We start from the raw sequence: 24,105 nt of genomic DNA on the forward strand, positions 1-24,105 counted from the left end.
CAGATTTCCTAATGTCCCATCCCCTGCCTATCCAGCGAGCGCGCTAGCTTGGCAGGTCACGGACTAGCTATGGTGGTTATGTGTCCACTTCACAGCATTCCAATACCACTGACAAGCCAGCGAAGATTCCCACTCGTACCCGCGTGGTGCAACTAATCTTCTTGGCTCTTGCAGTCGGCGCCACTCTTGCACTCGCCTACTGGCAGCTCAGCAGGTGGAACACAACCAGCTCATTCCAAAACCTGGGCTACGCACTGCAGTGGCCAGCTTTCGGCCTGTTCTTTATTTGGGCCTACCGCAAATACATGGAGTACGAACGCGAACGCCTGAGCGGCAATAGCGAGGCCGCATTTGAGGCTAAAGACGATGTCATGACGGAAATTCCAGACGAATTCCTGCCGACCAACCCAGATGGCTCGCGAAAGGTGCAGCGTGTGGATGAGACACAATCGACGGATTCTGGCACCAACGCCTAGGCGATAACTGCTTATTCGAGAAAAGGACTTTTAGTGACCAACATCAATCCAGATCGTCAAGAGCGCGTAAGGAAGGCACTGACGTACTTCTCCGTCACCGCCTACTTCACGGGTGTGATGCTGCTCTTGCTGTGTGCCGAGATGATTTACAAGTACCTCATCCTCGACAACTCCGCCGACGCGCCGCGGTGGTTCTTCTACACCGCCCAGATTCACGGCTTCGGCTACATGGCATTCCTCATTGCCACCGTAAACCTGGGTACCAAGGCCCGCTGGGAACCAGCAAAGTGGATTATCACCGCGCTCGGTGGCGTGGTCCCGTTCCTCTCCTTCTTCGTCGAGAAGAAGCGTCGTGAGGAAGTCGAGACCGCTTTCCAGCTGAAGTAGCGGGCTCTCGGCAGCCCGAGGGCTACCCCTTAGCCTCAACCTCAGCCAGAATTTTCAGCGCCGGAGTCAAGGCACGCAGTGCACGCCCCCTGTGGCTAAAAGCGTCCTTGTCTTCGGCGCTCATTTGTGCCGCAGACAAGGCCCCCTCAGCTTCGTTGCCCTCCCCAACTGCGGGCGCGAACACCGGATCGTAGCCGAACCCATTGTCCCCAACAGGCTCGCGCAGAATGGCGCCAGGCCAGCGGCCCTCTACAACCAGCAGCAGATTACCGGCTTCATCGAGGACGGCTGGGAAACCGCCGTCGGCAAGCGCGGACGGCACCTCCTTGACACCGGGGACGACCAACGCGCAGGCGGTACGGAAGGACGCCGTACGACGCTCATCTGGGCAGTCCCCCATCTGGGCGAGCAGCAGCTCGTAGTTAGCGACATCGTCGCCGTGAGTGCCGGACCAGCGCGCCGAGAGCACACCCGGCATGCCGTTTAGCTCATCGACGCTGAGCCCCGAATCGTCTGCCAAGCACGCGTAGCCGGTGTGTGTCGCACCATCGAAAGCCTTGATGTAGGCGTTGTCCGCAAAAGTGCGACCGGTTTCGGGGCGCTCTGGGTACTCCGGGACGTCGCTAAGCGAAAGAAGTTCCACCGAATCAATACCCGCCGCACGCAGGATGCGGTCGAGCTCGACTAGTTTTTTAGAATTTCGGGTAGCGACGAGGAGCTTCACGGCAGCTCACCCGGGTACGGCGCACGCAGAACTTCCTGCTGCAGGGCAACGAGCTCACGCAGACCCTTTTCCGCCGAGTCGAGCATGTCATTCAGCTGACCTCGGTCAAAGGTGCCTTCCTCGCCAGTGCCCTGGATTTCGACGAACTTACCCTCTGCGGTCATCACCACGTTGAGGTCGACCTCAGCGCGAGAGTCCTCCTCGTAAGGCAGATCCAGGCAGACACGGCCATCAATAATGCCAACCGAAACAGCTGCGACTGGTGCCTTCAGCGGGGTGCCCGGAACTGCACCCGCTGCATGCAGGTAGGTCAGGGCATCAGCCAGCGCGACGTACGCACCGGTGATGGAAGCGGTTCGGGTACCACCATCCGCCTGCAGAACATCACAGTCGATGTTGATGGTGTTCTCACCGAGTTCCTTCAAGTCGATAGCAGCTCGCAAGGAGCGACCGATCAGACGGGAAATCTCGTGAGTGCGACCCTTGACCTTGCCGCGCATTGACTCGCGGGGCATGCGCTCGTGGGTAGAGGCCGGCAGCATGGAGTACTCAGCGGTCAACCAGCCCTCGCCGGAGTCACGCTTGAATCGTGGCACCGACTGTTCGACGGAAGCGGTGCACATTACACGCGTATTACCGAAAGTAACCAGCACAGAACCGGCCGGATTGTCGGTGAAGCCGCGAGTGATGGTCACCTTGCGCATTTCATCAACCGCGCGTCCATCGGCACGGCGAAAATCGGAATTAGCTGTAGTCATGCCAACTACCCTACCGCCCGGCGCGGAAGCGGTGCGACAGCTGTACGGAAACCCGATAGTCGCTGTGACTAGCCGCCTAGCTCCATGCCCAGGTAGGCCAATTCAACGTCACCGGCAAAGGTGCTCTTCGCAGCACGTAGTGCTTCTTCACCGTCGGCGTATGGCGGAATGTGAGTCAGCACCAGCTTCTTAACCCCCGCCAGCGTCGCTGCCTTTCCGGCCTCAAAGCCTGTCAGGTGCATGTCCGGTGGGGTGCCCTCTTCGTTGCTGCACCATGTGGCTTCGCAGATGAAGATATCCGCATCCCGCGCCAGCTCCACCAATTCATCGGTCCACGCAGTATCTCCGGTGTACGCAATGGTCAGACCATCTGCTTCAATGCGATATCCAACAGCTGGCACCGGGTGGACCATGTTATACGGCGTGACGACGGCGCCTCCGTCCGCTTCGCCCCCACCGACTAACAGTGGCTCACCGGGGTTACTCACAACCTGATCAAAAGTGTCTTCCAGGTTGGCATCTTCTTCACTTCCCAGTGCTTTGCACATGGTGCCTATCCGGTCGTGAATGTCTCCGGGGCCAACCAGGAGATTCCGGGAACTCGCCGGGGCTGTCGGGTGGAAGCGACGCCAGACGAGCAGCCCTGGAATGTCTGCAGTGTGGTCTGGGTGCACATGAGTTAGTAACAAATCACAAGCTGCAGGATCAGAGATCTTCTGCAATTCGGCGAGGACACCGGGACCCAAATCAATGACAAAGGTTCGACCGTTATCCAGCTCAATGAGGTAGCCAGATGCTGGCGCCGATGGGCCACCCATGCTGCCTGTACATCCCAGAACCTTCAATCGCATACTTCAAGCTTGCCATGTAATTGATCAAAAACGAGCAAAAAACCAATGGAGTGTCTGGATTTAATAAGAAAGGTCACATTTGGGAATGCATAGTGACCTGGCTAATACCCGGCCCAAGGAAGCGCTTTGCCAGGGATGCAAAAACTTGCGGATCTCCAGTGGATTCGAATGTGCGCACAGGGGTCGGATTACTCTCCGGGTCAGCGAGCATGTCGGTCTTTGTGAGGATGCGCAGAACATCCTTCGACGTCTCCTCCGCCGACGACACTAGGGCGACGTCCTCCCCCATAGCCAGCTGAATCACACCAGACAGCAGCGGATAGTGGGTGCAGCCCAGCACGAGGGTGTCCACACCATCGGCCTGCAATGGCGCGAGGTAGCCCTCTGCAAGTCCCAGAATCTGGCGACCGGAGGTAATTCCTCGCTCGACAAAGTCCACGAATCGCGGGCAGTCGACCGCGGAGACATCCACGCCGGGCACTGCATCAAAGAGATCTTGGTAGGCACGGGAGCGAATTGTGGCGGCGGTACCGATTACGCCGACTTTTCCGTTCCTGGTGGTCGAGACCGCACGGCGCACAGCGGGCAGAATGACCTCGACTACTGGGACTGGGTAGCGCTCGCGGGCATCACGCAAAAATGCGGCCGAAGCCGTGTTGCAGGCAATGACAATCATCTTGCAGCCGCGTGCAACCAGTTCATCGGCAATCGCTTCAGCGTGCTGACGAACCTCGGCGATGCGCAGCGGCCCGTAAGGGCCGTTGGCAGTATCGCCGATGTACATAATCGACTCGTGCGGAAGCTGATCCATGATGGCACGTGCCACTGTCAGCCCACCGACGCCGGAGTCGAAGATGCCAATCGGCGCTGTTCGGTCGGGGAAGCCGCTATCCTGCGCTGTCAGCTGATTGACTACCTGAGTTTCTGCTCCTGCTCCCACCGCTATCTGGACTCCTCATATCGTTGGTCAAACACCGAAGCTCCTATTCTAGGCCGATTCCGCCAGGAGCTGATGCCACGTACCTCGGGCTCTTAACCACGTGCACTCTTAGCCACGCGCACGACCACGCTTAAACATCACCGCAGCCCAGATGCCCGCAAGCCCGCCGAAGAGGTGCATCTGCCAACTAACAGCCATCTGTGTTGGCAGCACTCCCCAGATAAGACCCGAATACATCGATGCCAGAATTACGCCCAAAATAATCTGCATCACCCGACGATTCACGAAACCGCGTACCACCAAAAACGCCAGCCAGCCGTAAATCAGGCCGGACGCACCGATGTGGACGGTATTTACACCGCCGACCAGCCATGTCAGACCGCCACCAACGACCGTAATCAAGAGTGTGACCTGCCAAAATAGCCGCTTCGACGACATTGCAATCAAACCGGCGAACAACGCCCCGGGCAGAGAGTTCGCCACAATGTGCCCGTAATCTGCGTGCAGCAGCGGTGCGGTCAAAATTCCCCACAGCGTCGAGGTTTCGCGTGGGCGCACACCGAAGTTGTTCAGCGCCCCACCAAAGATGAATTCGTTGACAAGAAAGACCGTCCAGATAAGTGCCAGGTACCCAATAGCCGTACTGATGGCCGCCCCGAGCCCGCCGTCGCGATCCTGTGGAACAATCTGATTATTCCGCCGCGTCTGCACGGGACCGCCCATCGGGTACTGCGCATAGTTCTGGTAATTCTGCTGTTGTCCCGAGCTCCATTGCGGATTCATTGGCGAACTTCCTTCACTACTTGTCCAGCATCTCTGACAGCGCGGCTACTTCCGCGCGTCCCGTTGCACTCATCACGGCATCGACAATAGCCATCTGCACCGCATCGGCCGCCATCGCAGCCAACAGGGCCACCACATCCGAGCCCACGGGTTCAGCGTTTCCGCTATCCGCCGCCTCGGCCGAGCTGAGGGCAAACAGCGTGTCACCGTCCATCGGCGCATGGGCCGGCCGAATCGCTCGTGCCAGCCCATCATGACCGCACATCGCCAACCGCTTCAACTGCGCAGTTGTCACCGGCGCATTGGTTATCAACGTGCCAATCGTTGTGTTTCGCGTGCTTGCCGACGATTCCCCGTCGCCAGCCGCATCGGCGAGAATCTTGGTTCTACCGACGAAAACCTGGTCCAGCTGGGCCAATGCCTCCTTGCTGGCACCGGCAGCCGCCGGCATTCCGTAAAGGTGTCCCTCCGGGTCAATGACCGCACCAAAGGAGTTCACCACCATTGCGGCAGCCACAAAGTACTTACCATCGGCGGAGGTCACACGGGCTTGTCCAAAACCACCCTTGATTGCCCCAGCCATAGCGCCGACACCGGCACCTACTGTGCCGGAGGGAGTGTCCTCCGGGACGTCGTCAAGCGCGTGAGACAACGCCTCGCGCCCTAGCGCAGCGGTGGGCAGCGTCGGCTCCCCCAACAGCAAGTCGAAGATGACAGCACCGGGAACGATGGGCACGAGGATATCCGGACGAGTTGGGGTGACCTCAAAGCCAATGCCGCGGTCGCGCAGTTCACGCATAACTCCGTCGGCAGCTGCGAGGCCGTACGCGGAGCCGCCAGCCAAAACGACAGCGTGGGCGCGTTCGACCGTATTCTCCGGTGCGAGCAGGTCGGTCTCGCGGGTGCCCGGACCGCCGCCGCGGACATCGACAGCGCCGACAGCGCCGCCTGGAGCGGCGATGACGGTGACTCCGGTATCCCCCTCAGCAGCATGGCCGATGGAGATGCCGTCGATGGAGTCGAGACAGCCTGCGCCGATGTCGATGCTCGTGCCCAGCGCAGCACTGCTGGCTTGGTGTCGAATGTCGGTGGGGCTGATTGCGAAGATCTCAGAATTCATTGTCGACCACGGCGCCTTTCACCACAGTTCATGGCAGCTAACCTCAGTTGATTACTGCATCTTTTCGGGGTTTTGCTCGGATTCGCTACTCACCCATGAGCTGGTCCAACAGTGACTCTTGGTTGTAGGACAGCCACTGGTACATCGCGTCGGTCTGCTCAATCTGTTCGATGGAGCCATTGAGGTTCTCCATGGAAACATGCAGGTAAATACGTAAGTCATTGATACCCGCTACCCAGGCATGGGCATCACTTTCCGAAATGGATACCTGCCCCGACTCGGCGGGCTCCAGGGCATCGATAATCGCACGCAGGGAATGGAGCTTGCTCTCTACAATCTCCGATTCATGCAGCTGGCGCATGAAAGCGTTTTCCCCCTCCACGCTCTCCTCACCCGGCTTGGTGAAGTCCGGCAACAGTCGCGCAAGCTTCGGATCGGATGGGGCTTCGGAGTGTCCGACAGGCATTCCCGTCATTTCCGCGAGCTCATCCTTCGGCGCCGACCGGGCTCGCTCCATCAGCGAGTCCGCCACAGTAGCAGCCAGATTCAGCAGCAAATCCCGCTCCGTGCCTTCAAAAGCCGTGACGTACTTGACGCCACCGCCGAGAAGGGATCGCTTGCGCTTCCAAGGACGCATGTAAATTCTCTCCCGCTGTCGAATATCGGCTTAGTCAGCCTGCTCCATTGTTGCCCACAAGCCTGCCTTGTGGAGCTTCTTCACATCGGCCTCCACCTTGTCACGCTCACCGGAAGACACGATTGCCTTGCCCTCCGTGTGAACCGTCATCATTAGCGCGTGCGCCTTCTTTCGGTCCATGCCGAAGAGCATCTGAAACACGTAGGTGACATAACTCATCGAATTAACCTGGTCATCCCACACAATGCACTGCCAGGGTCGGTTCGATTCCGTCACGACATCGGCATCCATAGTGGGCATCGGTGTTGCTGCTGGCATGCTCATAGGCACCAGGATAGTACGGAGTGGCGCGCGCTCGCCGGAACCGACTGCCCCGGCCCGCTTCAGCCGACTAGACTGTTGACCGTGATTGATAAGCATTCCTCCACCGCCCTTCTCACCGATAAGTACGAGCTGACGATGCTGCAGGCATCGCTTGCCGACGGATCCGGCGAGCGCCAGGTCGCCTTCGAGGTGTTTGGCCGTCGCCTGCCGAATGAGCGTCGCTATGGCGTTGTCGCTGGTACAGCGCGTGTGTTGGATGCTATCCGCAACTTCCGCTTCACCGAGGAACAGCTGGCTTCGCTGGACTTCCTCGATGACAGGACGCTGGATTACCTGCGTAACTATTCCTTCAGTGGCCAAGTCGACGGCTACCGCGAGGGAGAGCTCTACTTCCCCGCCTCGCCCATTTTGACGGTGCGAGGCACTTTCGCCGAGTGCGTCATTTTGGAGACTGTTATTCTCTCCATTCTCAATGCGGACTCCGCCATTGCCTCGGCAGCGACCCGAATGGTCACGGCTGCCGGTGGGCGCCCGATTATTGAAATGGGTTCGCGTCGTACTCATGAAGAAGCAGCTGTGACCGCTGCCCGCGCCGCCTACCTGGCAGGTTTTAGCGCCACCTCCAACTTGGAGGCGGCGGCACGGTACAACATCCCAGCCTCCGGTACCGCTGCGCACGCGTGGACTCTGTTACACACCAACCCAGATGGCACGACAAACGAGGCTGCAGCCTTCAAAGCTCAGATTGACACGCTGGGGACCGACACCACTTTGTTGGTGGATACCTACGACATCACCGAGGGCGTCAATACGGCCATTGAGGTCGCGGGTCCGGAACTCGGCGGTGTACGTATTGACTCCGGTGACCTTGGAGTTCTCGCTCGCCAGGTGCGTCAGCAGCTGGACTCGCTGGGCGCACACAACACCAACATCGTAGTGTCCTCTGACCTCGACGAGTTCGCCATTGCGGCGCTGAGGGCCGAGCCGGTCGATGTCTACGGTGTGGGCACCTCTGTAGTCACTGGCTCCGGCGCACCGACTGCGGGACTGGTCTACAAGATGGTCGAAGTTGATGGGGTGCCCGTCGCCAAGCGCTCGTTGGACAAGCGAAGCCACGGTGGCGTGAAGGCGGCGATTCGTACCTGCCGCCGTTCCGGTACCGCCGTGGAGGAAATCGCTTTCCCGCTCGGCTCGGAAATCCCGGATGTGGGCAACCTGCACTACCGCGATCTAACCATTCCGATGATGCGCGATGGCGAGGTCGTCGATGGTCTACCGACCTTGGAGGAGTCCCGCGATCACTTGGTTAAGGCACTGGTCAGCCTCCCGTGGGAGGGGCTCGCACTTTCCCGTGACGAGCCGGTACTGTCCGTCCGTTTTCACGGCGTTTAGGCGGCGGGGGAACTGTGTCGGATACTCCCGAGCACGCAGATTTTGCTGAGCTATCGGACGGCTTTGAGGACGTTGACGATGCTGACGAGCTAGCTTCACCGAGAGCCAGCGTCCATGACTCGGATAGCATCGAAGCTCTTCTCGATGCAGCAGTGAAGGGACTCGGCGGAACAACTCGCCCGAATCAGGTCAAGATGTCCCGCGCGGTTGCCTCAGCCTTTGCACGCGAGCGGCACCTGGCGGTGCAAGCCGGTACCGGTACGGGTAAGTCACTGGCCTACCTGGTGCCCGCCATTGTGCAGGCAATGGAGTCCGACGAGTCCGTAATCGTTTCCACGGCGACCATTGCGCTACAGCGTCAGCTGGTCGAACGCGACTTGCCGCGGCTAGTCAGTTCGCTAGAACCGCACTTGTCCCGCACGCCGACCTTCGCAATCCTCAAAGGGCGTTCGAACTACCTGTGCAAATCCAAGGTCGGAAATGTCATCAAAGATCCCGTCATGGACGGTGACGAATCCGAGCAGGCCAGTATGGGCGGCCCAACTGCTCTACTCAGCGAAGCGCAGCTCAGCCGAACCGCTGCCGAGGTCATGCGGCTACGCGAGTGGGCCAATGACACCGACACCGGCGACCGCGACAGCCTGGACAAGGGTGTCTCCAACGAAGCCTGGCGGCAGGTCTCCGTCACGGCCCGCGAATGCGTCGGCTCTATTTCCTGCCCTTTCGGCGAGGAGTGTTTCGCCGAACAAGCCCGCCGCGAGGCATCCAACGTCGACATCGTTGTCACCAATCACGCACTGTTGGCCATCGATGCGCTCTCCGACGCCATGATCTTGCCGCAGCACGACTGCGTCGTCATTGACGAGGCTCACGAGCTCGACGGTCGAATCACCTCCGTTGCCACCGACGAGCTCTCCCCTGCCGGTATCACCATGATGGCCCGGCGCGCCCGCAAATTCGGCGCCGCAGAGCAGGTCGATGATGTCACCGATGCCACGGATCTACTCGGCGAGACCGTCGCATTGCTTGCCGACGCCTACAGCGGCGCACTCGAAGAAATTCCCGGTGAGCTGGGAGCGGCACTAGCTTCGCTCCGCGATAGCCTGTGGCAACTGCAAACCACGCTGGGCACCTCTGGCTCAGGCGGCTCTGGCGGGTCGGGCTCCGGTGGTTCGGGTTCCGACTCTGACAGCACGGAGCGCCAGACCGTGCGCGCAGCCGTGGAGAATATGCACGATACTGTCGTCCGGATTCTCGAGTTCAGCAGCGACGATGTCGTATGGCTTGGCGAGAACAAGACAGTTTATGTCGCTCCCCTGTCCATCGCAGCGCTGCTTCGCGAACGCCTCTTCGGCGAATCCACCGTCGTCTTGACTTCAGCAACGCTGGCTCTTGGTGGCAAGTTCGATGCCATGGCCGCTGCCTGGGGGCTTCCCTCCGGAGAGTGGGATGGCTTGGACGTCGGCACGCCCTTTGACCCGCAAAAATCTGGCATCCTCTACGTCGCACGCGACCTGCCTCGTCCGGGACGCGACGGCGCCACACCAGAGCAGTTCGCGATCATGGAACGCCTCATCCGCGCCGCTGGTGGGCGAACGCTGGGGCTGTTTTCCTCCCGCCGAGGTGCCGAGGCAGCGGCCGAGGAAATGCGCAAGCGCCTGCCTTACGACGTCCTGTGCCAAGGCGATGACTCTATCGGCGCTCTGGTTGATCGCTTCGCAGCTAATCCACAGACATGTTTGTTTGGCACGCTGACGCTGTGGCAAGGCGTCGATGTTCCTGGCCCATCGCTATCGTGTGTCATCATCGATCGTATCCCGTTCCCCCGACCCGACGACCCGCTACTGTCCGCACGCTCCGATGCGGCTAATGCCGCTGGCCGAAACGGTTTTATGGAGGTCTCAGCGACACATGCGGCGCTGCTGATGGCGCAGGGTTCTGGTCGTCTGCTACGTCAAGTCGATGACCGCGGGGTTGTTGCGGTGTTGGATTCACGGTTGGCGACTGCGCGCTATGGATCCTGGATTGCCGCGTCGATGCCGGACTTCTGGAGGACGACCAACCTGGATACTGCGGCTGGAGCGTTGCGGCGGCTGACCCAAACCTGATTCAGAGGGGGGGCTGTCCGGGCTCACGAAGTAATGCTGGATCAGGCATAGTTTCTGGAAAAACTTCCACGCTTTTTCATCCAATACATTATTGTGATGTGTAACACAGCACTGCTACAGTGCCCGAGCTAATGATGCAGGGCACTTGGCAGCCGTGCGCGAGATTAGAAAGGCGATTTCCTGCATGCCCCTTTCCAGCAACCTCCCCGACATCGACATCCCGGAGACCTCGCTCTTTGAGTTCCTCTTCGGAGAAATTGAGCCGCGCCACCAGGACAAGCTTGCAATCGTTGACTCAGGCTCCGAGGTCACCTTCGGTGATCTGAAGGCCAGCATTGAGAAGTTCGCGGGTGCGCTGGCAGCACGTGGGATTAAGAAGGGCGACGTTGTGGCTCTTCACTGCCCCAACTCGACAACCTTCGCAGTCGCTCTTCACGGTGTCCTGCGCGCGGGGGCTGTCTGCACGACGGTTGCATCGCTGGCAACTGCTGAGGACGTTGAAAAGCAGCTGCGTATTTCTGACGCCAAGATGATGCTAACGACTTCGTCGATTGGTTGGGCCGGTGCTAACGGCGCTGAGGCCGCTGGTCTCCCGGAAGAGATGATTATCGGCCTGACGGGTCTCCACGGCATGGGCGAGCTGCTTGCAGAGGGACACGCAGCCCCGGACGTCGAGGTATCACCCGATGACGTTGCCGTGATTCCGTTTTCCTCCGGAACCACCGGTGTGCCGAAGGGCGTCCAGCTCACCCACCGCAACCTGGTGGCCAACGTCGCTCAGGCAGGCGGAGCCACAGTCAACGCGCTGACTGAGGACACCCCGGCCGTCACTATCCTGCCGTTCTTCCACATCTACGGCCTGACTGCACTCCTGAACCTGTCCCTGTGGCGCCGCACGACGCAGTACACCATGGGCAAGTTCGACCTCGTCGATTTCCTGTCCATCATCGCCGAGCACAAGGTGAAGTTCGCGTTCATCGCACCGCCTGTAGCTGTGGGCCTGGCCAAGCACCCAGCTGTCGATTCCTTTGACCTGTCCAGCCTGGAGACAATCTTCTCAGGTGCCGCTTCTCTCCAACTTGACCTCGCGGAACAGGTGGAAAAGCGCCTTGACTGCGTGGTCGCACAGGGCTTCGGCATGACCGAGTCCTCGCCAGCAGCCCACATCCGCATCGGCCACGATAGTCCGCTGGACTCGATCGGTCGCGCAGTCCCCAACACTCAGTACAAGATTGTCAACCTCGACTCCGACAGCTTTGAGGAAATCCCGGTTCCCGCCGAGGGGCGCTCGGAGGCAGGTGAGCTATGGATTCATGGTCCACAGGTGATGAAGGGCTACTTCAACAACCCGAAAGCGACGGCAGAGACGCTTGTCGACGGTTGGCTGCGTACCGGCGATGTTGCGGAACTCGACGAACACGGGAATGTGTACATCGTCGACCGCTTCAAGGAACTGATTAAGTACAAGGGCTACCAGGTTCCGCCGGCCGAGCTCGAGTCCGTGCTGCTCAGCCACCCGGATATTGCCGATGCCGCCTGCAGTGGTGTCGTTCGCTCCGACGGCGAGGAGATTCCTAAGGCTTACGTCGTCCTCAAGGCGGGCAAGCAGGTGACTGAAGACGAGATTATGGACTACGTCGCCGACCGCGTCGCACCGTACAAGAAGGTGCGAGCAGTCGAGTTCATGGATGAAATCCCGAAGTCGGCGACGGGCAAAATCCTGCGCAAGGACCTCAAGGCCATGGAGGCAGCACGCGCTCAGTCGTGAGTTACGGCCCCAGGGGCCACCGCCACAGTGACTGAACCGGGAGCAATCTCGGTAAACCCGGCATCCTGAACCTCAACCGCGCGGAGCTCTGGCGCTGGCCACTGCTCCCGCGGTACTTCTTTCACATCCAGCGCGTAGCCACTTTGTGCCCACGCCCAGGCATCCTGAACCGACAGGGTGGCCGCATAGAGCATTGAGCCGTGTCCAACTTGCGCGGCCACCTTTCCTACGGACATATTCAGGTTTTTGTCCACCCAAATCACTGGCAGAGCAAAGGTGTCAGCGCTCTCATGGTCGTCCGGGGCACCGGGAGATGTGTTCTCCGGGTCGTCGTAAGGCAAATCGGTGCCGGAAATTTGTAGTTTGGCAATCGCCGGGTAGGTTTCGTCGACAGGAGTTGGCACTAGTGCGCGAGCTTGCGCGCCGTCGACGTCCACGGTGACACCCGGTGCAAGCTGAGCGCGTTGCCAGCCGATATTGCGAGCGCGACGTGTGAGCTTGCGGATGCGCGCACCGTACCAAGACGCCAGACCTTGTTGATAGGCAGAAGTGTCATCGCCTGCGCGTTCGTCCAGGCAACAAGCAACCACAGCCATCGCGGCAGCGCGGAGCAGCGCAGTGCGCGAGGGGCGTTCCTTCTTCGGAACCTCAAGCACAATAGCCATTGCCCACGGCACATCCTCGCCATGGTCTTCCCTATCGGGTTGCGGCAGGAGGTTATGGGCGATACGGAACCACTCCGGTACCGATGATGCGTCCGTGACAGCTGGATTCTTGTGATCCTCGCGTTGCACTACTGCTCCAACGGCACACGGCGGAAGGTGCCATCTTCGCGGTCGGCATCGTCGATTTCATCGCGGGAAATGCCCAGCATGAACAGAATCGAGTCCATGAATGGAACGTTGACGGACGTGTCAGCGATTTCCTTCAGCGCCGGCTTGGCATTGAAAGCAATACCAAGGCCTGCGACCGACAACATATCGATGTCATTGGCCCCATCGCCGACCGCAACGGTCTGATGCATCTGAAGCCCCGACTCTGCGGCGAACGTCTTGAGGCTGCGGGCCTTCTCCTGCCTATCGACGACATCGCCGACCACGCGTCCAGTCAGCTTTCCGTCCTCGACCTCGAGGGTATTCGCCTTGTAAAAGTCCAGACCGAGATCCTTTGCCAGCGGCTCCAAGATCTGGATAAAGCCACCGGAGACAGCACCACACTTGTAACCGAGGCGCTTCAGCGTGCGGATCGTGGTGCGGGCGCCTGGAGTCAGCTCGATGGAGTTAGTGACTTCCTCTAGGACGCTGACCGGCAGGCCAGCCAGAGCCTTAACTCGCTCATGCAGTGACTCAGCGAAGTCCAGCTCACCGCGCATAGCGCGCTCTGTAACCGCTGCAACCTCCGCCTCGCGACCAGCATGGGCGGCCAGCATCTCAATGACCTCACCGGTAATCAAGGTCGAGTCCACATCGAAACAAATCAAGCGCTTGGAGCGGCGCTGCAAACCAGCGCGTTCAATTGCGATGTCAATGTCCTGGTCCTGTGCAAGCTCGGCCAGTGCCTTACGCAGCGGAATGCCCGCACCCGGCTTCGGGTCCGGAATAGAGACCAGCAATTCCAGGCCAGTGACTGGGTAGTCAGCAATACCGCGAATGGAATCGATGTTTGCACCGTAATCAGCAAGAGTGCGGCCGATACGGGAGATATCCTCAGCGTTGACCGGATTGCCCAACACGATAAGTGCGTGGGTGGAGCCATCGCTGCGCTCAATCGGGGCATCCAGCTGGAAACTGACAGTCATGCCGTGAGGCTTCAGTGTTTCAATGAGTCCCTCACGGAGAACACCGACCTTTTCTTCTGTGACACCAACAAGCGCACCGAGGCTCAGATTAGAGCGGAACACCGACTGTTCCACATCCAAAATTTGAACTCCGTGGGCCGCGAGCACGCGGAAGAAAGCTGCGGAGACACCCGGGCGGTCTCGGCCAACAGCGGTAATAAGCACCGGAGCTAGTCCCGGTGCCAACGAAACCGATAGAGCATCGGTATCTACAGACTGACTGGGAGAGGTAATTACCTGTTCATTCACCAATCCAGTATCGCATGAAGCCCCGGCAGAGCGCTCATCGCATAGTGGGATTCCGCACTTCAGTGGGTGGCCAGCGACAGGCGCTAGCCATCGCCTTGCTCTCTTGCCCTTCTGGCGCTCCCTGCGCCCCCCCCTGCTCTTACTGCGCTCTCTTACTGCCTCTTCCCTAGGAAAGACTCTCAAAGACAAGACTAAGGCCCCATCACGGAGAACCGTGATGGGGCCGTAGCTTCGCGTAGTTATTAACTCAGAGTTGCATCAGCCATGTAGCCACTAGCTCTTAGAGCTGGCGACCAACGTGGGCCTCTGCGCGCTGACGCTCAACCATGTGCGGGTAGTGCAGCTCGAACGCCGGGCGCTCCGAGCGGATGCGCGGCATCGAGGTGAAGTTGTGGCGCGGCGGCGGGCAAGAAGTAGCCCACTCGAGGGAGTTACCGTAACCCCACGGGTCATCAACAGTGACGACCTCACCGTAGCGCCAGGACTTGAAGACGTTCCAGACAAACGGGATAACAGACAGACCCAGGATGAACGCACCAACGGTGGAGATCATGTTCAGGGTGGTGAAACCGTCAGTCTCGAGGTAGTCGGCGTAACGACGCGGCATACCCTCGTTACCCAGCCAGTGCTGGACCAGGAAGGTCAGGTTGAAGCCGATGAAGGTCAGCCAGAAGTGAACCTTTGCCAGCTTCTCGTCGAGCATACGACCAGTCATCTTCGGGAACCAGAAGTAAACGCCCGAGTAGGAAGCGAAGACCAGGGTACCGAACAGGGTGTAGTGGAAGTGCGCCACGACGAAGTAAGTATCAGAGACGTGGAAGTCCAGCGGTGGGGAAGCCAGCATAATACCGGTCAAACCACCGAACAGGAAGGTCACGATGAAGCCGAGAGCGAAAGTCATCGGAGCCTCGAAGGTCATGTGGCCACGCCACATGGTGCCCATCCAGTTGATGAACTTAACACCGGTCGGGACCGAAATCAGGAAGGTCATGAACGAGAAGAACGGAAGCAGAACGCCACCGGTCACGAACATGTGGTGTGCCCACACAGCCATGGACAGACCTGCAATAGACAGGGTTGCGAAGACCATACCTGCGTAGCCGAACAGCGGCTTACGGGAAAAGACCGGAACGACCTCGGTGATGATGCCCACGAACGGCAACAGCAGGACGTAGACCTCTGGGTGACCGAAGAACCAGAACAGGTGCTGCCACAGCATTGCGCCACCGTTTGCCGGGTCGTAAATGTGACCGCCCAGCTTACGGTCGTACAAAACACCAAGAGCAGCTGCAGTCAGAATCGGGAAGATCAGCAGAGCCAGGATCGAGGTAACCAGGATGTTCCAGGTGAAGATTGGCATACGGAACATGGTCATGCCTGGTGCACGGAGGCACAGGACAGTGGTGGTCATGTTAATGGCGGAAGCGATGGTACCGACACCACCAACACCGACACCGACAATCCACAGGTCAGAACCGACACCCGGAGAGTGAATCGGGTCAGACAGCGGGGAGTACATGGTCCAACCGAAGTCAGCAGCACCACCCGGGGTCAGGAAGCCCGACAGCATCAGAATGCCACCAATGGTGGTCAGCCAGAAGCCGAAAGCGTTCAGACGCGGGAAAGCCACGTCCGGAGCACCAATCTGAAGTGGCAGAATGTAGTTAGCAAAACCCCAAACAATCGGGGTACCGAACAGAAGCAGCATCACCGTGCCGTGCATGGTGAACATCTGGTTGAACTGCTCGTTAGAAAGGAACTGAAGTCCTGGGGCGAAGAGCTCAGCACGGATAAGCAGAGCCATCAGACCGCCGACAAAGAAGAACGAGAAGGACATAATGATGTACATGATGCCCAGCTTCTTGTGGTCGGTCGTGGTCAGCATTTCCCACGCCCAGCTGCCCTTACGCTCATGTCCGAACGGCTGCGGCCGTTCCGGCGCTACAACGCCATGATCTGGACGAGGCGCTACTGCAGTCATTCTTCCTCCTTACTACGCGAAGATTTCCTGTAACTCACTACAGGGATTTTAAGTTTTGTCCTTGTGAGAATAGTGCAGGCGAGTACGCGACGGCGAACCCACCTACCGCTATGTGCCAGATTCTAGTCTGAACCTTGGAAAAAGTTAAGGCTAAGGGATTTTCCGGCTCACTTCCCCACTCAGCTAAGCACACTATTAGTTTCCTGAGAATTGTCTTAACCTGGGCTAACGCCTATTTAGCAGGAACCGTCGAGGCTAGGACTACTACCCCCGTGTGTGTGCTGTCACCAGAGTGAGGCTCGATGCGGAATGTTCCCTACACCTGTGCTTTTAGAAGTCCCAGTCCTCATCCTCGGTTACTTCAGCCTTACCCATGACGTAGGAAGAGCCGGAACCCGAGAAGAAGTCGTGGTTTTCGTCAGCATTCGGCGACAGGGCCGACAGGATCGACGGCGAAACGCGAGTCTCGTCGGCCGGGAACATACCCTCATAGCCCAAGTTGTTCAGAGCCTTGTTGCCGTTGTAACGCAAGAAACGCTTGACATCCTCGGTCCAACCGAGTTCGTCGTACATCTCTTCGGTGTACTGAATCTCGTTGTCGTAGAGATCAAACATGAGGTCGAAGGTGTAATCCTTCAGCTCGTCACGTTCGGCCTGGGTCAGACGCTCCAGGTTGCGCTGGTACTTGTAACCGATGTAGTAACCGTGAACTGCCTCATCACGAATGATTAGGCGAATAATGTCCGCGGTGTTGGTCAGCTTGGCGTGGCTGGACCAGTACATCGGCAGGTAGAAGCCCGAGTAGAACAGGAAGGACTCCAGCAAAGTGGAAGCAACCTTCTTCTTCTGCGGATTATCGCCCTCGTAGTAGTCGAGGATAATCTTGGCCTTCTTCTGCAGGTACTCATTCTCCTCGCCCCAACGGAACGCATCCTGAATCTCAGGAGTCGACGCCAGCGTCTGGAAAATCGACGAGTAGCTCTTTGCGTGCACCGATTCCATGAAGGCGATATTGGTGTACACAGCTTCCTCGTGCGGAGTCAGCGCATCTGGAATGAGTGATACTGCACCTACCGTGCCCTGGATGGTGTCCAGCATGGTCAGACCAGTGAACACGCGCATCGTGGTGCGCTGCTCCAGTGCGTTGAGCGTATTCCAGCTCTTGATGTCATTCGACAGCGGCACCTTTTCCGGCAACCAGAAGTTACCGGTCAGACGATCCCAAACCTCGAGATCCTTATCATCAGGAATCGTGTTCCAGTCAATAGCCGCAACTGGGCATGCACGCGACTCTGGATTCTTCTCACGGTGGGCCGGAGTCGAGGGTGGGCAATCATCGAAACTCACGTGGAAACCTCTCCCTTTTTCATTGATATTGCCGTTTTTCGAACACACCTTATATATAAGGAACGTCCTTCACTCTTTACGAGTTCAAACAGCGACTGCAGCGGTGGCTATTCCAGCCTTGTCCCACTACAAAACGTCAGGCTCCCGATGAAAGGAGCCACTACCCTTAGCAGCTTACCCACACCCGCATTATTAAGCACGCGGCCTAGAAGAAATCGCCCCACTTGCCGAGTCTTGTTCCCGGTGCCCCTCCCCTAACCCCACGTCACACAAAGAACAAGGTGCTTGACGACGCAATGTCCGTCGTCAAGCACCAAGCGCAAGATGTTGCGCGAACCTAGGCGTGAACCTTCTCTCGGTTTTCCGCCGTGTCGTTGATGATGCGGTCGGAGATGACGTACACCAGCAAACCTACGACAGCCATGAGCGCGAGCAACCAAGCGATGGTAGCGGAGACCCCTTCTGCTTCAGACTGCGCGATGGAGAGGGTGCTGAAGAAGGCCGGTCGAGAATCAACAAGCATGGCCGTTAACGCGATGCCAACCGGTACGGCAATGTTGATCGTCAGATTGTAGAAACCGATTGCAACACCGGACTTGGCGGCAGGAATGTTCTGCAGTGCGGTCGCGACCAACGGCGCATACATGAGCGCGAACCCTGATGGGAACAGAATCATGGAGACGATAACCGTGGCAACACCGGCCCCCGGCAGCACTGCGGGGATGAGCAACGCCACGATGATGATGCTGATAGCCGCGACAATGGCCTGCTTCGAGGGCAGGAACTTGGCAACCTTGCCAGACATTACACCGACGATGACAGCGCAGAGGTAGCCCGGCGCGAGGATATAGGCAGCACCGTCGAGGTTGATGCCATAGAGCTCGTCGACCATATACGGCAACAGAATGGCCGAATACCCCAACTGGACCATGTAAACCACGAGCACAACAATCAGCGCGCAAACGTAGCGAGCATTGGTAAAGAACGACGGGCTGACCACGGCGTTGTCATGTGTCCGGATGTGCCAGACAAAGAGCGCGACGCCCAGCGCAGCGGCAACCAGCCACCACCATTGGAACTGCTGCATGAACAGCATCACCGCAGTGGCGATGACCGCGATGAGGAACAGGCCAAAGATATCCAGGTGACTCTTCTGCTGCTGCTCCTCCGGAACTGTCTTGATCAGGAACGGAATGGCAACTATCAGAATGAGCGAAATCAGGAACATAGCCGGCCAGGAAATGTAGGTAGCCACGATTCCCGAGGTCAACGTTCCAATCAGCAGCGCGGCTTGGAAGGCCGCGGTGGAAAAGCCGAGGTAGGTTTTCTGATCTTCTGGGCTTAGGTACTTGGTGACATAGATGACGTAGAGTGTCTCAGCCGCCGCCAGGCCGGCAGTTTGAATAATGCGGGCAGTAAGCACGATTGGCCATACTCCCTGGAAGAAATAACCCAGTAGAGAGCCCACGGCGACGAAGCCGATACCGACAATCATCAATTTGCGGATACTGATGCTGTCCGCCAATGCGGCGTACACCACCGCTCCAATGCCAATCAAGATACCGGCGAGTGTCGCCTGCAGACTGGCCGTGGAGACACTGAGGTCCAGAGATTCCGCAATCGGCTTGGTCATGAACTTAAAGCCATTGTCCAAGACCAAACAGAATACAAAGGAAAACAGCAAGACCGGGACTGCGGCCTTAGGGTTTGGCGCGGCAGCCTTGGACGCTGCGCTTTCACGGGGATTCACGTTCAAGCTGGTATTGCTGGCGGGATTGCTCATCGCACTGTACCTATTTCACACTTCAAGCCAATTGATTGCGGACCAGGACACTAGAGTCGAGCCAGCGGCAATGCCAGCTCCATCATCGTCGTGAAGGCCTTCTCACGTTCTTCCGGAGTGGTCTTTCCACCGGTGACGATGTTGTCCGACACAGTGAAGATTCCCATGGCCTCCACACCGGCCTCGGCGGCGGTGGCATAAAGGCCAGCAGATTCCATCTCCACCGCCAGCACACCCATGCGTGCCCAACGGTCGTTCACATCATCCTGGAAGTTGTAGAAAATATCGCTGGACAAGATGTTGCCGACGTGTGTAGTGATGCCCTGCTCGCGGGCACGATCGCGAACATCTTCAATCAGACGGAAAGATGCGGACGGGGCGAACGTTCCCGGCAAGTTGTACTGCGATAGAAAATTGGAGTCCGTCGATGCCGTCTGGCCGATAACCACGTCATACAGGTCCAGCTCCGGCTGCAACGCGCCGCAGGAACCGACGCGAATCAGCTTCTTGCAGCCGAAAACATGGATAAGTTCCCAGGAGTACAGCGAGATAGACGGAATGCCCATACCGGATCCCATGACGGACACTTCCTGCCCCTGGTAGGTGCCGGTAAAGCCCAACATGTTGCGAACTTTGTTGAACTGAACGACATCGTCCAAATAGGTCTCCGCAATGAACTTGGCACGCAGCGGGTCACCTGGCAACAAAATGGTTTCTGCAATCGGCGCACCCTTTGGGTTGATGTGTGGAGTGCTCTTACCAGTGGTATCGGACATGGCTTCCAGCCCCTTCCCCCACTAGCCGTGGGTGAAAATTATGCGAACATTGGTGTACCACTGCCCAGGTTAATTACCTGGATTACAACCGTCAATAGTGATATTTACATTTGTTCCCAATTGGGTGGAGTGACGAAAAAGGCGCGAGAATCTCCCGGCAAAACTCGGGGAAATTCTCGCGCCTTCAATGCGCTACAACTGAAGCACTAGATGCCTAGCCCTCAAGCACGCTTGCTTAAAGCATGCAGGATACGCAACCCTCGACCTCAGTACCCTCCAGCGCAACCTGACGCAGGCGGATGTAGTACAGAGTCTTAATACCCTTGCGCCATGCGTAAATCTGCGCACGGTTGAGGTCACGAGTGCTCACCGTGTCCTTGAAGAACAAGGTCAGCGACAGTCCCTGGTCAACATACTTGGTAGCGACCGCGTAAGTGTCAATGATCTTCTCGTAGCCGATTTCGTAGGCGTCCTGGAAGTACTCACGGTTGTCATTGTCCAAGTGCGGAGCCGGGTAGTATACGCGACCGATCTTGCCCTCCTTGCGGATCTCAATCTGAGATGCAATCGGGTGAATCGACGAGGTCGAGTTGTTGATGTAGGAAATCGAACCGGTCGGCGGCACTGCCTGCAGGTTGCGGTTGAACAGGCCGTACTCCATGACGTCGGCCTTCAGTTGCGCCCAGTCCTCAGCGTCCGGAATGTGCGCGGTGGAGTTCTCGAAGATCTCCTTGACGTGCTGAGTCTTCGGCTGGAACTCTGCCGGATCGAAGTTATCGAAGTACTTGCCGCTGGCGTAGTCGGAGTTCTCAAAGTTGACGAACTTCTGACCGCGCTCGCGAGCAATCTTGTTGGATGCGCGCAGGACTGCGTAGAGCACTGCTGCAAAGTAGGCGTTGGTGAAGTCCAGCCCCTCTTCCGAGCCGTACATAATCTTCTCGCGGCCAAGGTAGCCGTGCAGGTTCATCTGCCCCAGGCCGATCGCATGGGATCCGTCGTTACCCTTGCGAATCGATGGCACCGAGTCAATAGAAGTCTGCTCACTGACCGCAGTCAGGCCACGGATGGCAGTCTCGACAGTGCGACCAAAGTCCGGCGAGTCCATGGTCATCGCAATATTCAGCGAACCGAGGTTACAGGAAATGTCCTCACCCACGTGCTCGTAGGACAGGTCCGCATTGTAGGTCGACGGGGTGTTGACCTGCAGAATCTCCGAGCAGAGGTTCGACATGTTAATGCGGCCCTCAATCGGGTTCGCGCGGTTAACCGTGTCCTCGAACATGATGTACGGGTAGCCGGACTCAAACTGAATCTCAGCGATGGTCTGGAAGAACTGACGCGCGTTGATCTTCTGCTTACGAATACGCGGGTCCTCGACCATATCCGCGTAATTCTCGGTGATGCTAATGTCCGCGAACGGCTTACCGTAGACACGCTCGACATCGTACGGGCTGAAGAGGTACATGTCGTCGTTACGCTTGGCCAGCTCGAACGTGATGTCCGGAATGACAACGCCGAGCGACAGCGACTTGATGCGAATCTTCTCGTCCGCGTTCTCACGCTTGGTATCCAGGAAGCGCATGATGTCCGGGTGGTGCGCGTGCAGGTAGACAGCGCCTGCACCCTGGCGAGCACCCAGCTGGTTAGCGTAGGAGAAAGAGTCCTCCAGCAGCTTCATAACCGGGATGACACCGGAAGACTGATTCTCGATGTGCTTAATCGGAGCGCCCTGTTCACGCAGATTGCTCAGCAGCAGCGCAACACCACCGCCGCGCTTGGACAGCTGCAGCGAGGAGTTGATGGCGCGGCCAATGGACTCCATGTTGTCCTCGATACGCAGCAGGAAGCAGCTCACCGGCTCGCCGCGCTGGGCCTTACCGGAGTTGAGGAATGTAGGAGTAGCGGGCTGGAAGCGTCCGGCGATGATCTCATTAACCAGGTGCTGCGCGAGCCCCAAGTCGCCGTCGGCAAGCGTAAGAGCAACCATGCACACACGGTCTTCGTAGCGCTCCAAGTAACGCTTGCCGTCGAAAGTCTTCAGTGTGTACGAGGTGTAGTACTTGTAAGCACCCAGGAAAGTCTGAAAACGGAACTTGTGGGCGTAGGCCTGCTTAAACAGTGCCTTGACGTCCTCAAATTCGTACTTCTCCAGAACCTCGGCCTCGTAGTAATGGTTCTCTACCAGATAATCGAGCTTCTCCCGCAAGTTGTGGAAGAACACAGTGTTCTGATTGACATGCTGCAAGAAGAACTGCCGCGCAGCCATGCGGTCTTTATCGAACTGAATCTTGCCGTCTTCACCGTACAGATTCAGCAGCGCATTGAGCGCGTGGTAATCCAGCTTGTCCTCACCCACCGGCTCCGCGACCTGCTTGCCCATTTCCGACACGTTGACTCCTTTAATATTCATTTGCCTGCACAGGGTCTGTTCCAACACTGCCCAGAGCAATCCAATCTAGCTATTTTCCTCGCACACCGCTTTACGACGGCTTCCGCGAGCGCATCCATTCGGTTGTCCTCAGTGCCCCTTCCCTCGACACTGAGGCTTGCCAACTTAGGCGCTGGCTCTACCGTGGAAGAATTCCTCTAGCCCTTCTCGGACTCGCCGCACATCGTGGTCGGTTCCCATCAGCTCGAAGCGATATAGATATGGAACCTTGCACTTGTAGGAGATGACATCCCCTGCTTTACAGAAGTCCTCACCGAAGTTGAGATTGCCGGCAGCAATCACACCTCGGATGAAAGAGCGGTTGTGCTCATTATTAAGAAATTTGATGACCTGCGGAGGAACTGGCCTTGAGTTACCACCGCTGATGGAAACGCCACCACCATAAGTCGGACAAATGAGGACATAGGGCTCATCGACGATAAGCTCCGGCTCATTACGACGGATGGGAATGCGGGCATTTTTGATACCTAGCTTTTCAACAAACTTGTGTGTATTCCCCGTCGCCGAGGAGAAATACACCACCAGCATGAGAGCTTCACCCTTTACATCGCAAAACCCCCGCAATCTTCGCTTCCCGGGTGGTCAACGAAATCTGCGGAGAGGTGTGTGATTCTTACGCTGCCTGGAGAGCCTTGATGCGATCCGGACGGAAACCCGACCAGGTCTCAGTGCCAGTGTCAACGACCGGCGCCTGGAGGTGACCGAGAGCCATGACGTAGTCCCGAGCCTCATCGTCCATGGTGATGTCGACGATATCGTAGGCAATTCCAGCCTTATCGAGGGCACGAGTGGTAGCGCGGCACTGGACACATGCAGGCTTGCTGTAAACGGTAACCATGACTCTCACAAACTTTCTGGCTTTGGGTAAGACCAATGAATCGGATCGACTTCGTACAAACAACGGAAGCGGCCGAGGAATCAGCGGATTGGTTGAATGACCGAAAGCTCCCAGGGTTCATGAGAAACCGAGTACGGGTGGCAGACAGGTCCTTTTAGCTCTCCTTGGCTCGACATCGAAAACACTACACTTGGTGCCTAGAAAACTCTAGTCATACTAGATGTAGTACTCACAACCATGGTATTCCCTGTTCGGAGATCTCTGGCGCACAAGATGTTGTACACAGACGCACCACAACCTTGTAATTTCACGCTAAAAATTCTAGAAAATCGTAGAAAAACAACTATCGGTGGATTTTGGTTAAACCAATTACTGCATGACGCCCCGCAGCCGACCGCACCGATTCCAGGCGCCGCAGTGTCCCCGCCCTGCCTTTGTCCCTCCCCTACCCAACTTCGGATTCCGCAGCGATCTCAAAAATCGCGGGCTGCACATATGAACACGGGCTGCACATATGAAACTGTGCGAGTTTATGACACTTTCAAGCCGGTAGGTTCAGGCGGTGAATGCATCACCA

At 57.8% G+C, this 24,105-nt stretch carries 22 protein-coding genes; 5 read left to right on the forward strand and 17 right to left on the reverse strand.

Annotation, left to right across the window (positions count from 1 at the left end; translation table 11 throughout):
* Positions 1 to 80: 80 nt before the first annotated feature.
* Together HMPREF2878_RS00255 and HMPREF2878_RS00260 are read left to right on the forward strand one after the other, a co-directional pair.
* Positions 81 to 476, forward strand: coding sequence for a hypothetical protein (locus tag HMPREF2878_RS00255; protein ID WP_016422268.1), 396 nt, complete (start codon positions 81 to 83; stop codon positions 474 to 476).
* A gap of 33 nt (positions 477 to 509) precedes the next feature.
* Entirely contained in the window at positions 510 to 863 is a 354-nt protein-coding gene (locus HMPREF2878_RS00260) for a DUF3817 domain-containing protein (RefSeq protein WP_005511118.1), read from the forward strand.
* A gap of 22 nt (positions 864 to 885) precedes the next feature.
* Here the strand turns inward: HMPREF2878_RS00260 and HMPREF2878_RS00265 are convergent, their stop codons facing one another.
* The 8 genes from HMPREF2878_RS00265 to clpS form a co-directional block, all read right to left on the reverse strand.
* The gene (locus tag HMPREF2878_RS00265) at positions 886 to 1,587 is read right to left on the reverse strand and encodes a non-canonical purine NTP pyrophosphatase (protein ID WP_016422267.1); all 702 of its coding nucleotides are present in this window, start codon (positions 1,585 to 1,587) and stop codon (positions 886 to 888) included.
* Positions 1,584 to 2,345, reverse strand: coding sequence for a ribonuclease PH (gene rph, locus HMPREF2878_RS00270; RefSeq protein ID WP_049193334.1), 762 nt, complete (start codon positions 2,343 to 2,345; stop codon positions 1,584 to 1,586). The genes HMPREF2878_RS00265 and rph overlap by 4 nt, the downstream gene beginning before the upstream one ends.
* Before the next feature lie 68 nt (positions 2,346 to 2,413).
* Positions 2,414 to 3,196 (reverse strand): MBL fold metallo-hydrolase, encoded by a 783-nt coding sequence (locus HMPREF2878_RS00275; RefSeq protein WP_042388494.1) that lies wholly within the window; start codon positions 3,194 to 3,196, stop codon positions 2,414 to 2,416.
* A 73-nt stretch (positions 3,197 to 3,269) separates the two neighbouring features.
* The gene (gene murI / locus HMPREF2878_RS00280; protein ID WP_370548668.1) at positions 3,270 to 4,136 is read right to left on the reverse strand and encodes a glutamate racemase; all 867 of its coding nucleotides are present in this window, start codon (positions 4,134 to 4,136) and stop codon (positions 3,270 to 3,272) included.
* A 108-nt stretch (positions 4,137 to 4,244) separates the two neighbouring features.
* On the reverse strand, positions 4,245 to 4,919 hold the full coding sequence (locus HMPREF2878_RS00285) for a rhomboid family intramembrane serine protease (RefSeq protein ID WP_016422263.1): 675 nt from the start codon (positions 4,917 to 4,919) through the stop codon (positions 4,245 to 4,247).
* Between the two features lie 16 nt (positions 4,920 to 4,935).
* Positions 4,936 to 6,039: a P1 family peptidase gene (locus HMPREF2878_RS00290; RefSeq protein ID WP_070601156.1), complete on the reverse strand. Its 1,104-nt coding sequence runs from the start codon at positions 6,037 to 6,039 to the stop codon at positions 4,936 to 4,938.
* 85 nt (positions 6,040 to 6,124) lie between these two features.
* The gene (locus HMPREF2878_RS00295) at positions 6,125 to 6,676 is read right to left on the reverse strand and encodes a DUF2017 domain-containing protein (RefSeq protein WP_070546264.1); all 552 of its coding nucleotides are present in this window, start codon (positions 6,674 to 6,676) and stop codon (positions 6,125 to 6,127) included.
* Between the two features lie 30 nt (positions 6,677 to 6,706).
* Entirely contained in the window at positions 6,707 to 7,000 is a 294-nt protein-coding gene (gene clpS, locus HMPREF2878_RS00300; RefSeq protein ID WP_005511165.1) for an ATP-dependent Clp protease adapter ClpS, read from the reverse strand.
* An 81-nt stretch (positions 7,001 to 7,081) separates the two neighbouring features.
* Between clpS and HMPREF2878_RS00305 the strand changes: the two genes are divergently transcribed.
* From HMPREF2878_RS00305 to HMPREF2878_RS00315, 3 genes are all read left to right on the forward strand, one after another.
* Positions 7,082 to 8,392 (forward strand): nicotinate phosphoribosyltransferase, encoded by a 1,311-nt coding sequence (locus tag HMPREF2878_RS00305; RefSeq protein WP_016422259.1) that lies wholly within the window; start codon positions 7,082 to 7,084, stop codon positions 8,390 to 8,392.
* 128 nt (positions 8,393 to 8,520) lie between these two features.
* Positions 8,521 to 10,500, forward strand: a complete 1,980-nt coding sequence (locus HMPREF2878_RS00310) for an ATP-dependent DNA helicase (protein ID WP_210387007.1) — start codon at positions 8,521 to 8,523, stop codon at positions 10,498 to 10,500.
* 184 nt (positions 10,501 to 10,684) lie between these two features.
* Positions 10,685 to 12,268: an AMP-binding protein gene (locus HMPREF2878_RS00315; RefSeq protein ID WP_070652667.1), complete on the forward strand. Its 1,584-nt coding sequence runs from the start codon at positions 10,685 to 10,687 to the stop codon at positions 12,266 to 12,268.
* Here HMPREF2878_RS00315 and HMPREF2878_RS00320 read toward each other — a convergent pair.
* From HMPREF2878_RS00320 to nrdH, 9 genes are all read right to left on the reverse strand, one after another.
* A complete protein-coding gene (locus HMPREF2878_RS00320; RefSeq protein WP_070652668.1) occupies positions 12,259 to 13,062 on the reverse strand; it encodes an aminoacyl-tRNA hydrolase in 804 nt (267 codons plus the stop codon). The two genes, HMPREF2878_RS00315 and HMPREF2878_RS00320, sit on opposite strands and share 10 nt — an antisense overlap.
* Positions 13,062 to 14,354: a phosphoserine phosphatase SerB gene (serB, locus tag HMPREF2878_RS00325; RefSeq protein WP_070652669.1), complete on the reverse strand. Its 1,293-nt coding sequence runs from the start codon at positions 14,352 to 14,354 to the stop codon at positions 13,062 to 13,064. Before serB ends, HMPREF2878_RS00320 begins: the two co-directional genes overlap by 1 nt.
* A 280-nt stretch (positions 14,355 to 14,634) precedes the next feature.
* On the reverse strand, positions 14,635 to 16,335 hold the full coding sequence (gene ctaD / locus HMPREF2878_RS00330) for an aa3-type cytochrome oxidase subunit I (RefSeq protein ID WP_005511131.1): 1,701 nt from the start codon (positions 16,333 to 16,335) through the stop codon (positions 14,635 to 14,637).
* A gap of 330 nt (positions 16,336 to 16,665) precedes the next feature.
* Entirely contained in the window at positions 16,666 to 17,682 is a 1,017-nt protein-coding gene (gene nrdF / locus HMPREF2878_RS00335; RefSeq protein WP_016422253.1) for a class 1b ribonucleoside-diphosphate reductase subunit beta, read from the reverse strand.
* A gap of 337 nt (positions 17,683 to 18,019) precedes the next feature.
* Positions 18,020 to 19,465 carry an MFS transporter gene (locus tag HMPREF2878_RS00340; protein WP_016422252.1) on the reverse strand — a complete coding sequence of 482 codons (1,446 nt, stop codon included), beginning with the start codon at positions 19,463 to 19,465 and terminating at the stop codon, positions 18,020 to 18,022.
* 50 nt (positions 19,466 to 19,515) lie between these two features.
* Complete coding sequence (gene deoD, locus HMPREF2878_RS00345; protein ID WP_016422251.1) at positions 19,516 to 20,241, reverse strand: purine-nucleoside phosphorylase; 726 nt, start codon at positions 20,239 to 20,241, stop codon at positions 19,516 to 19,518.
* A gap of 235 nt (positions 20,242 to 20,476) precedes the next feature.
* Positions 20,477 to 22,621, reverse strand: coding sequence for a class 1b ribonucleoside-diphosphate reductase subunit alpha (gene nrdE / locus HMPREF2878_RS00350; protein ID WP_210387008.1), 2,145 nt, complete (start codon positions 22,619 to 22,621; stop codon positions 20,477 to 20,479).
* A gap of 174 nt (positions 22,622 to 22,795) precedes the next feature.
* Positions 22,796 to 23,218: a class Ib ribonucleoside-diphosphate reductase assembly flavoprotein NrdI gene (gene nrdI / locus HMPREF2878_RS00355; RefSeq protein WP_049181994.1), complete on the reverse strand. Its 423-nt coding sequence runs from the start codon at positions 23,216 to 23,218 to the stop codon at positions 22,796 to 22,798.
* Positions 23,219 to 23,303: 85 nt separating this feature from the next.
* A complete protein-coding gene (gene nrdH / locus HMPREF2878_RS00360; protein WP_005511161.1) occupies positions 23,304 to 23,528 on the reverse strand; it encodes a glutaredoxin-like protein NrdH in 225 nt (74 codons plus the stop codon).
* Positions 23,529 to 24,105 lie beyond the last annotated feature (577 nt).

It is taken from the genome of Corynebacterium sp. HMSC065H09 (assembly GCF_001812845.1).
In the GTDB taxonomy this organism is placed as follows: domain Bacteria; phylum Actinomycetota; class Actinomycetes; order Mycobacteriales; family Mycobacteriaceae; genus Corynebacterium; species Corynebacterium jeikeium_D.

What these genes read in the sequence shown, in the direction of transcription:
- deoD (WP_016422251.1), bottom strand. Translation starts at nt 20,241, where the DNA reads ATGTCCGATACCACTGGTAAGAGCACTCCACACATCAACCCAAAGGGT.
- HMPREF2878_RS00295 (WP_070546264.1), bottom strand. Translation starts at nt 6,676, where the DNA reads ATGCGTCCTTGGAAGCGCAAGCGATCCCTTCTCGGCGGTGGCGTCAAG.
- HMPREF2878_RS00285 (WP_016422263.1), bottom strand. Translation starts at nt 4,919, where the DNA reads ATGAATCCGCAATGGAGCTCGGGACAACAGCAGAATTACCAGAACTAT.
- HMPREF2878_RS00315 (WP_070652667.1), top strand. Translation starts at nt 10,685, where the DNA reads ATGCCCCTTTCCAGCAACCTCCCCGACATCGACATCCCGGAGACCTCG.
- HMPREF2878_RS00275 (WP_042388494.1), bottom strand. Translation starts at nt 3,196, where the DNA reads ATGCGATTGAAGGTTCTGGGATGTACAGGCAGCATGGGTGGCCCATCG.
- HMPREF2878_RS00340 (WP_016422252.1), bottom strand. Translation starts at nt 19,465, where the DNA reads ATGAGCAATCCCGCCAGCAATACCAGCTTGAACGTGAATCCCCGTGAA.
- clpS (WP_005511165.1), bottom strand. Translation starts at nt 7,000, where the DNA reads ATGAGCATGCCAGCAGCAACACCGATGCCCACTATGGATGCCGATGTC.
- nrdH (WP_005511161.1), bottom strand. Translation starts at nt 23,528, where the DNA reads ATGGTTACCGTTTACAGCAAGCCTGCATGTGTCCAGTGCCGCGCTACC.
- HMPREF2878_RS00290 (WP_070601156.1), bottom strand. Translation starts at nt 6,039, where the DNA reads ATGAATTCTGAGATCTTCGCAATCAGCCCCACCGACATTCGACACCAA.
- nrdI (WP_049181994.1), bottom strand. Translation starts at nt 23,218, where the DNA reads ATGCTGGTGGTGTATTTCTCCTCGGCGACGGGGAATACACACAAGTTT.
- ctaD (WP_005511131.1), bottom strand. Translation starts at nt 16,335, where the DNA reads ATGACTGCAGTAGCGCCTCGTCCAGATCATGGCGTTGTAGCGCCGGAA.
- rph (WP_049193334.1), bottom strand. Translation starts at nt 2,345, where the DNA reads ATGACTACAGCTAATTCCGATTTTCGCCGTGCCGATGGACGCGCGGTT.
- nrdE (WP_210387008.1), bottom strand. Translation starts at nt 22,621, where the DNA reads ATGGGCAAGCAGGTCGCGGAGCCGGTGGGTGAGGACAAGCTGGATTAC.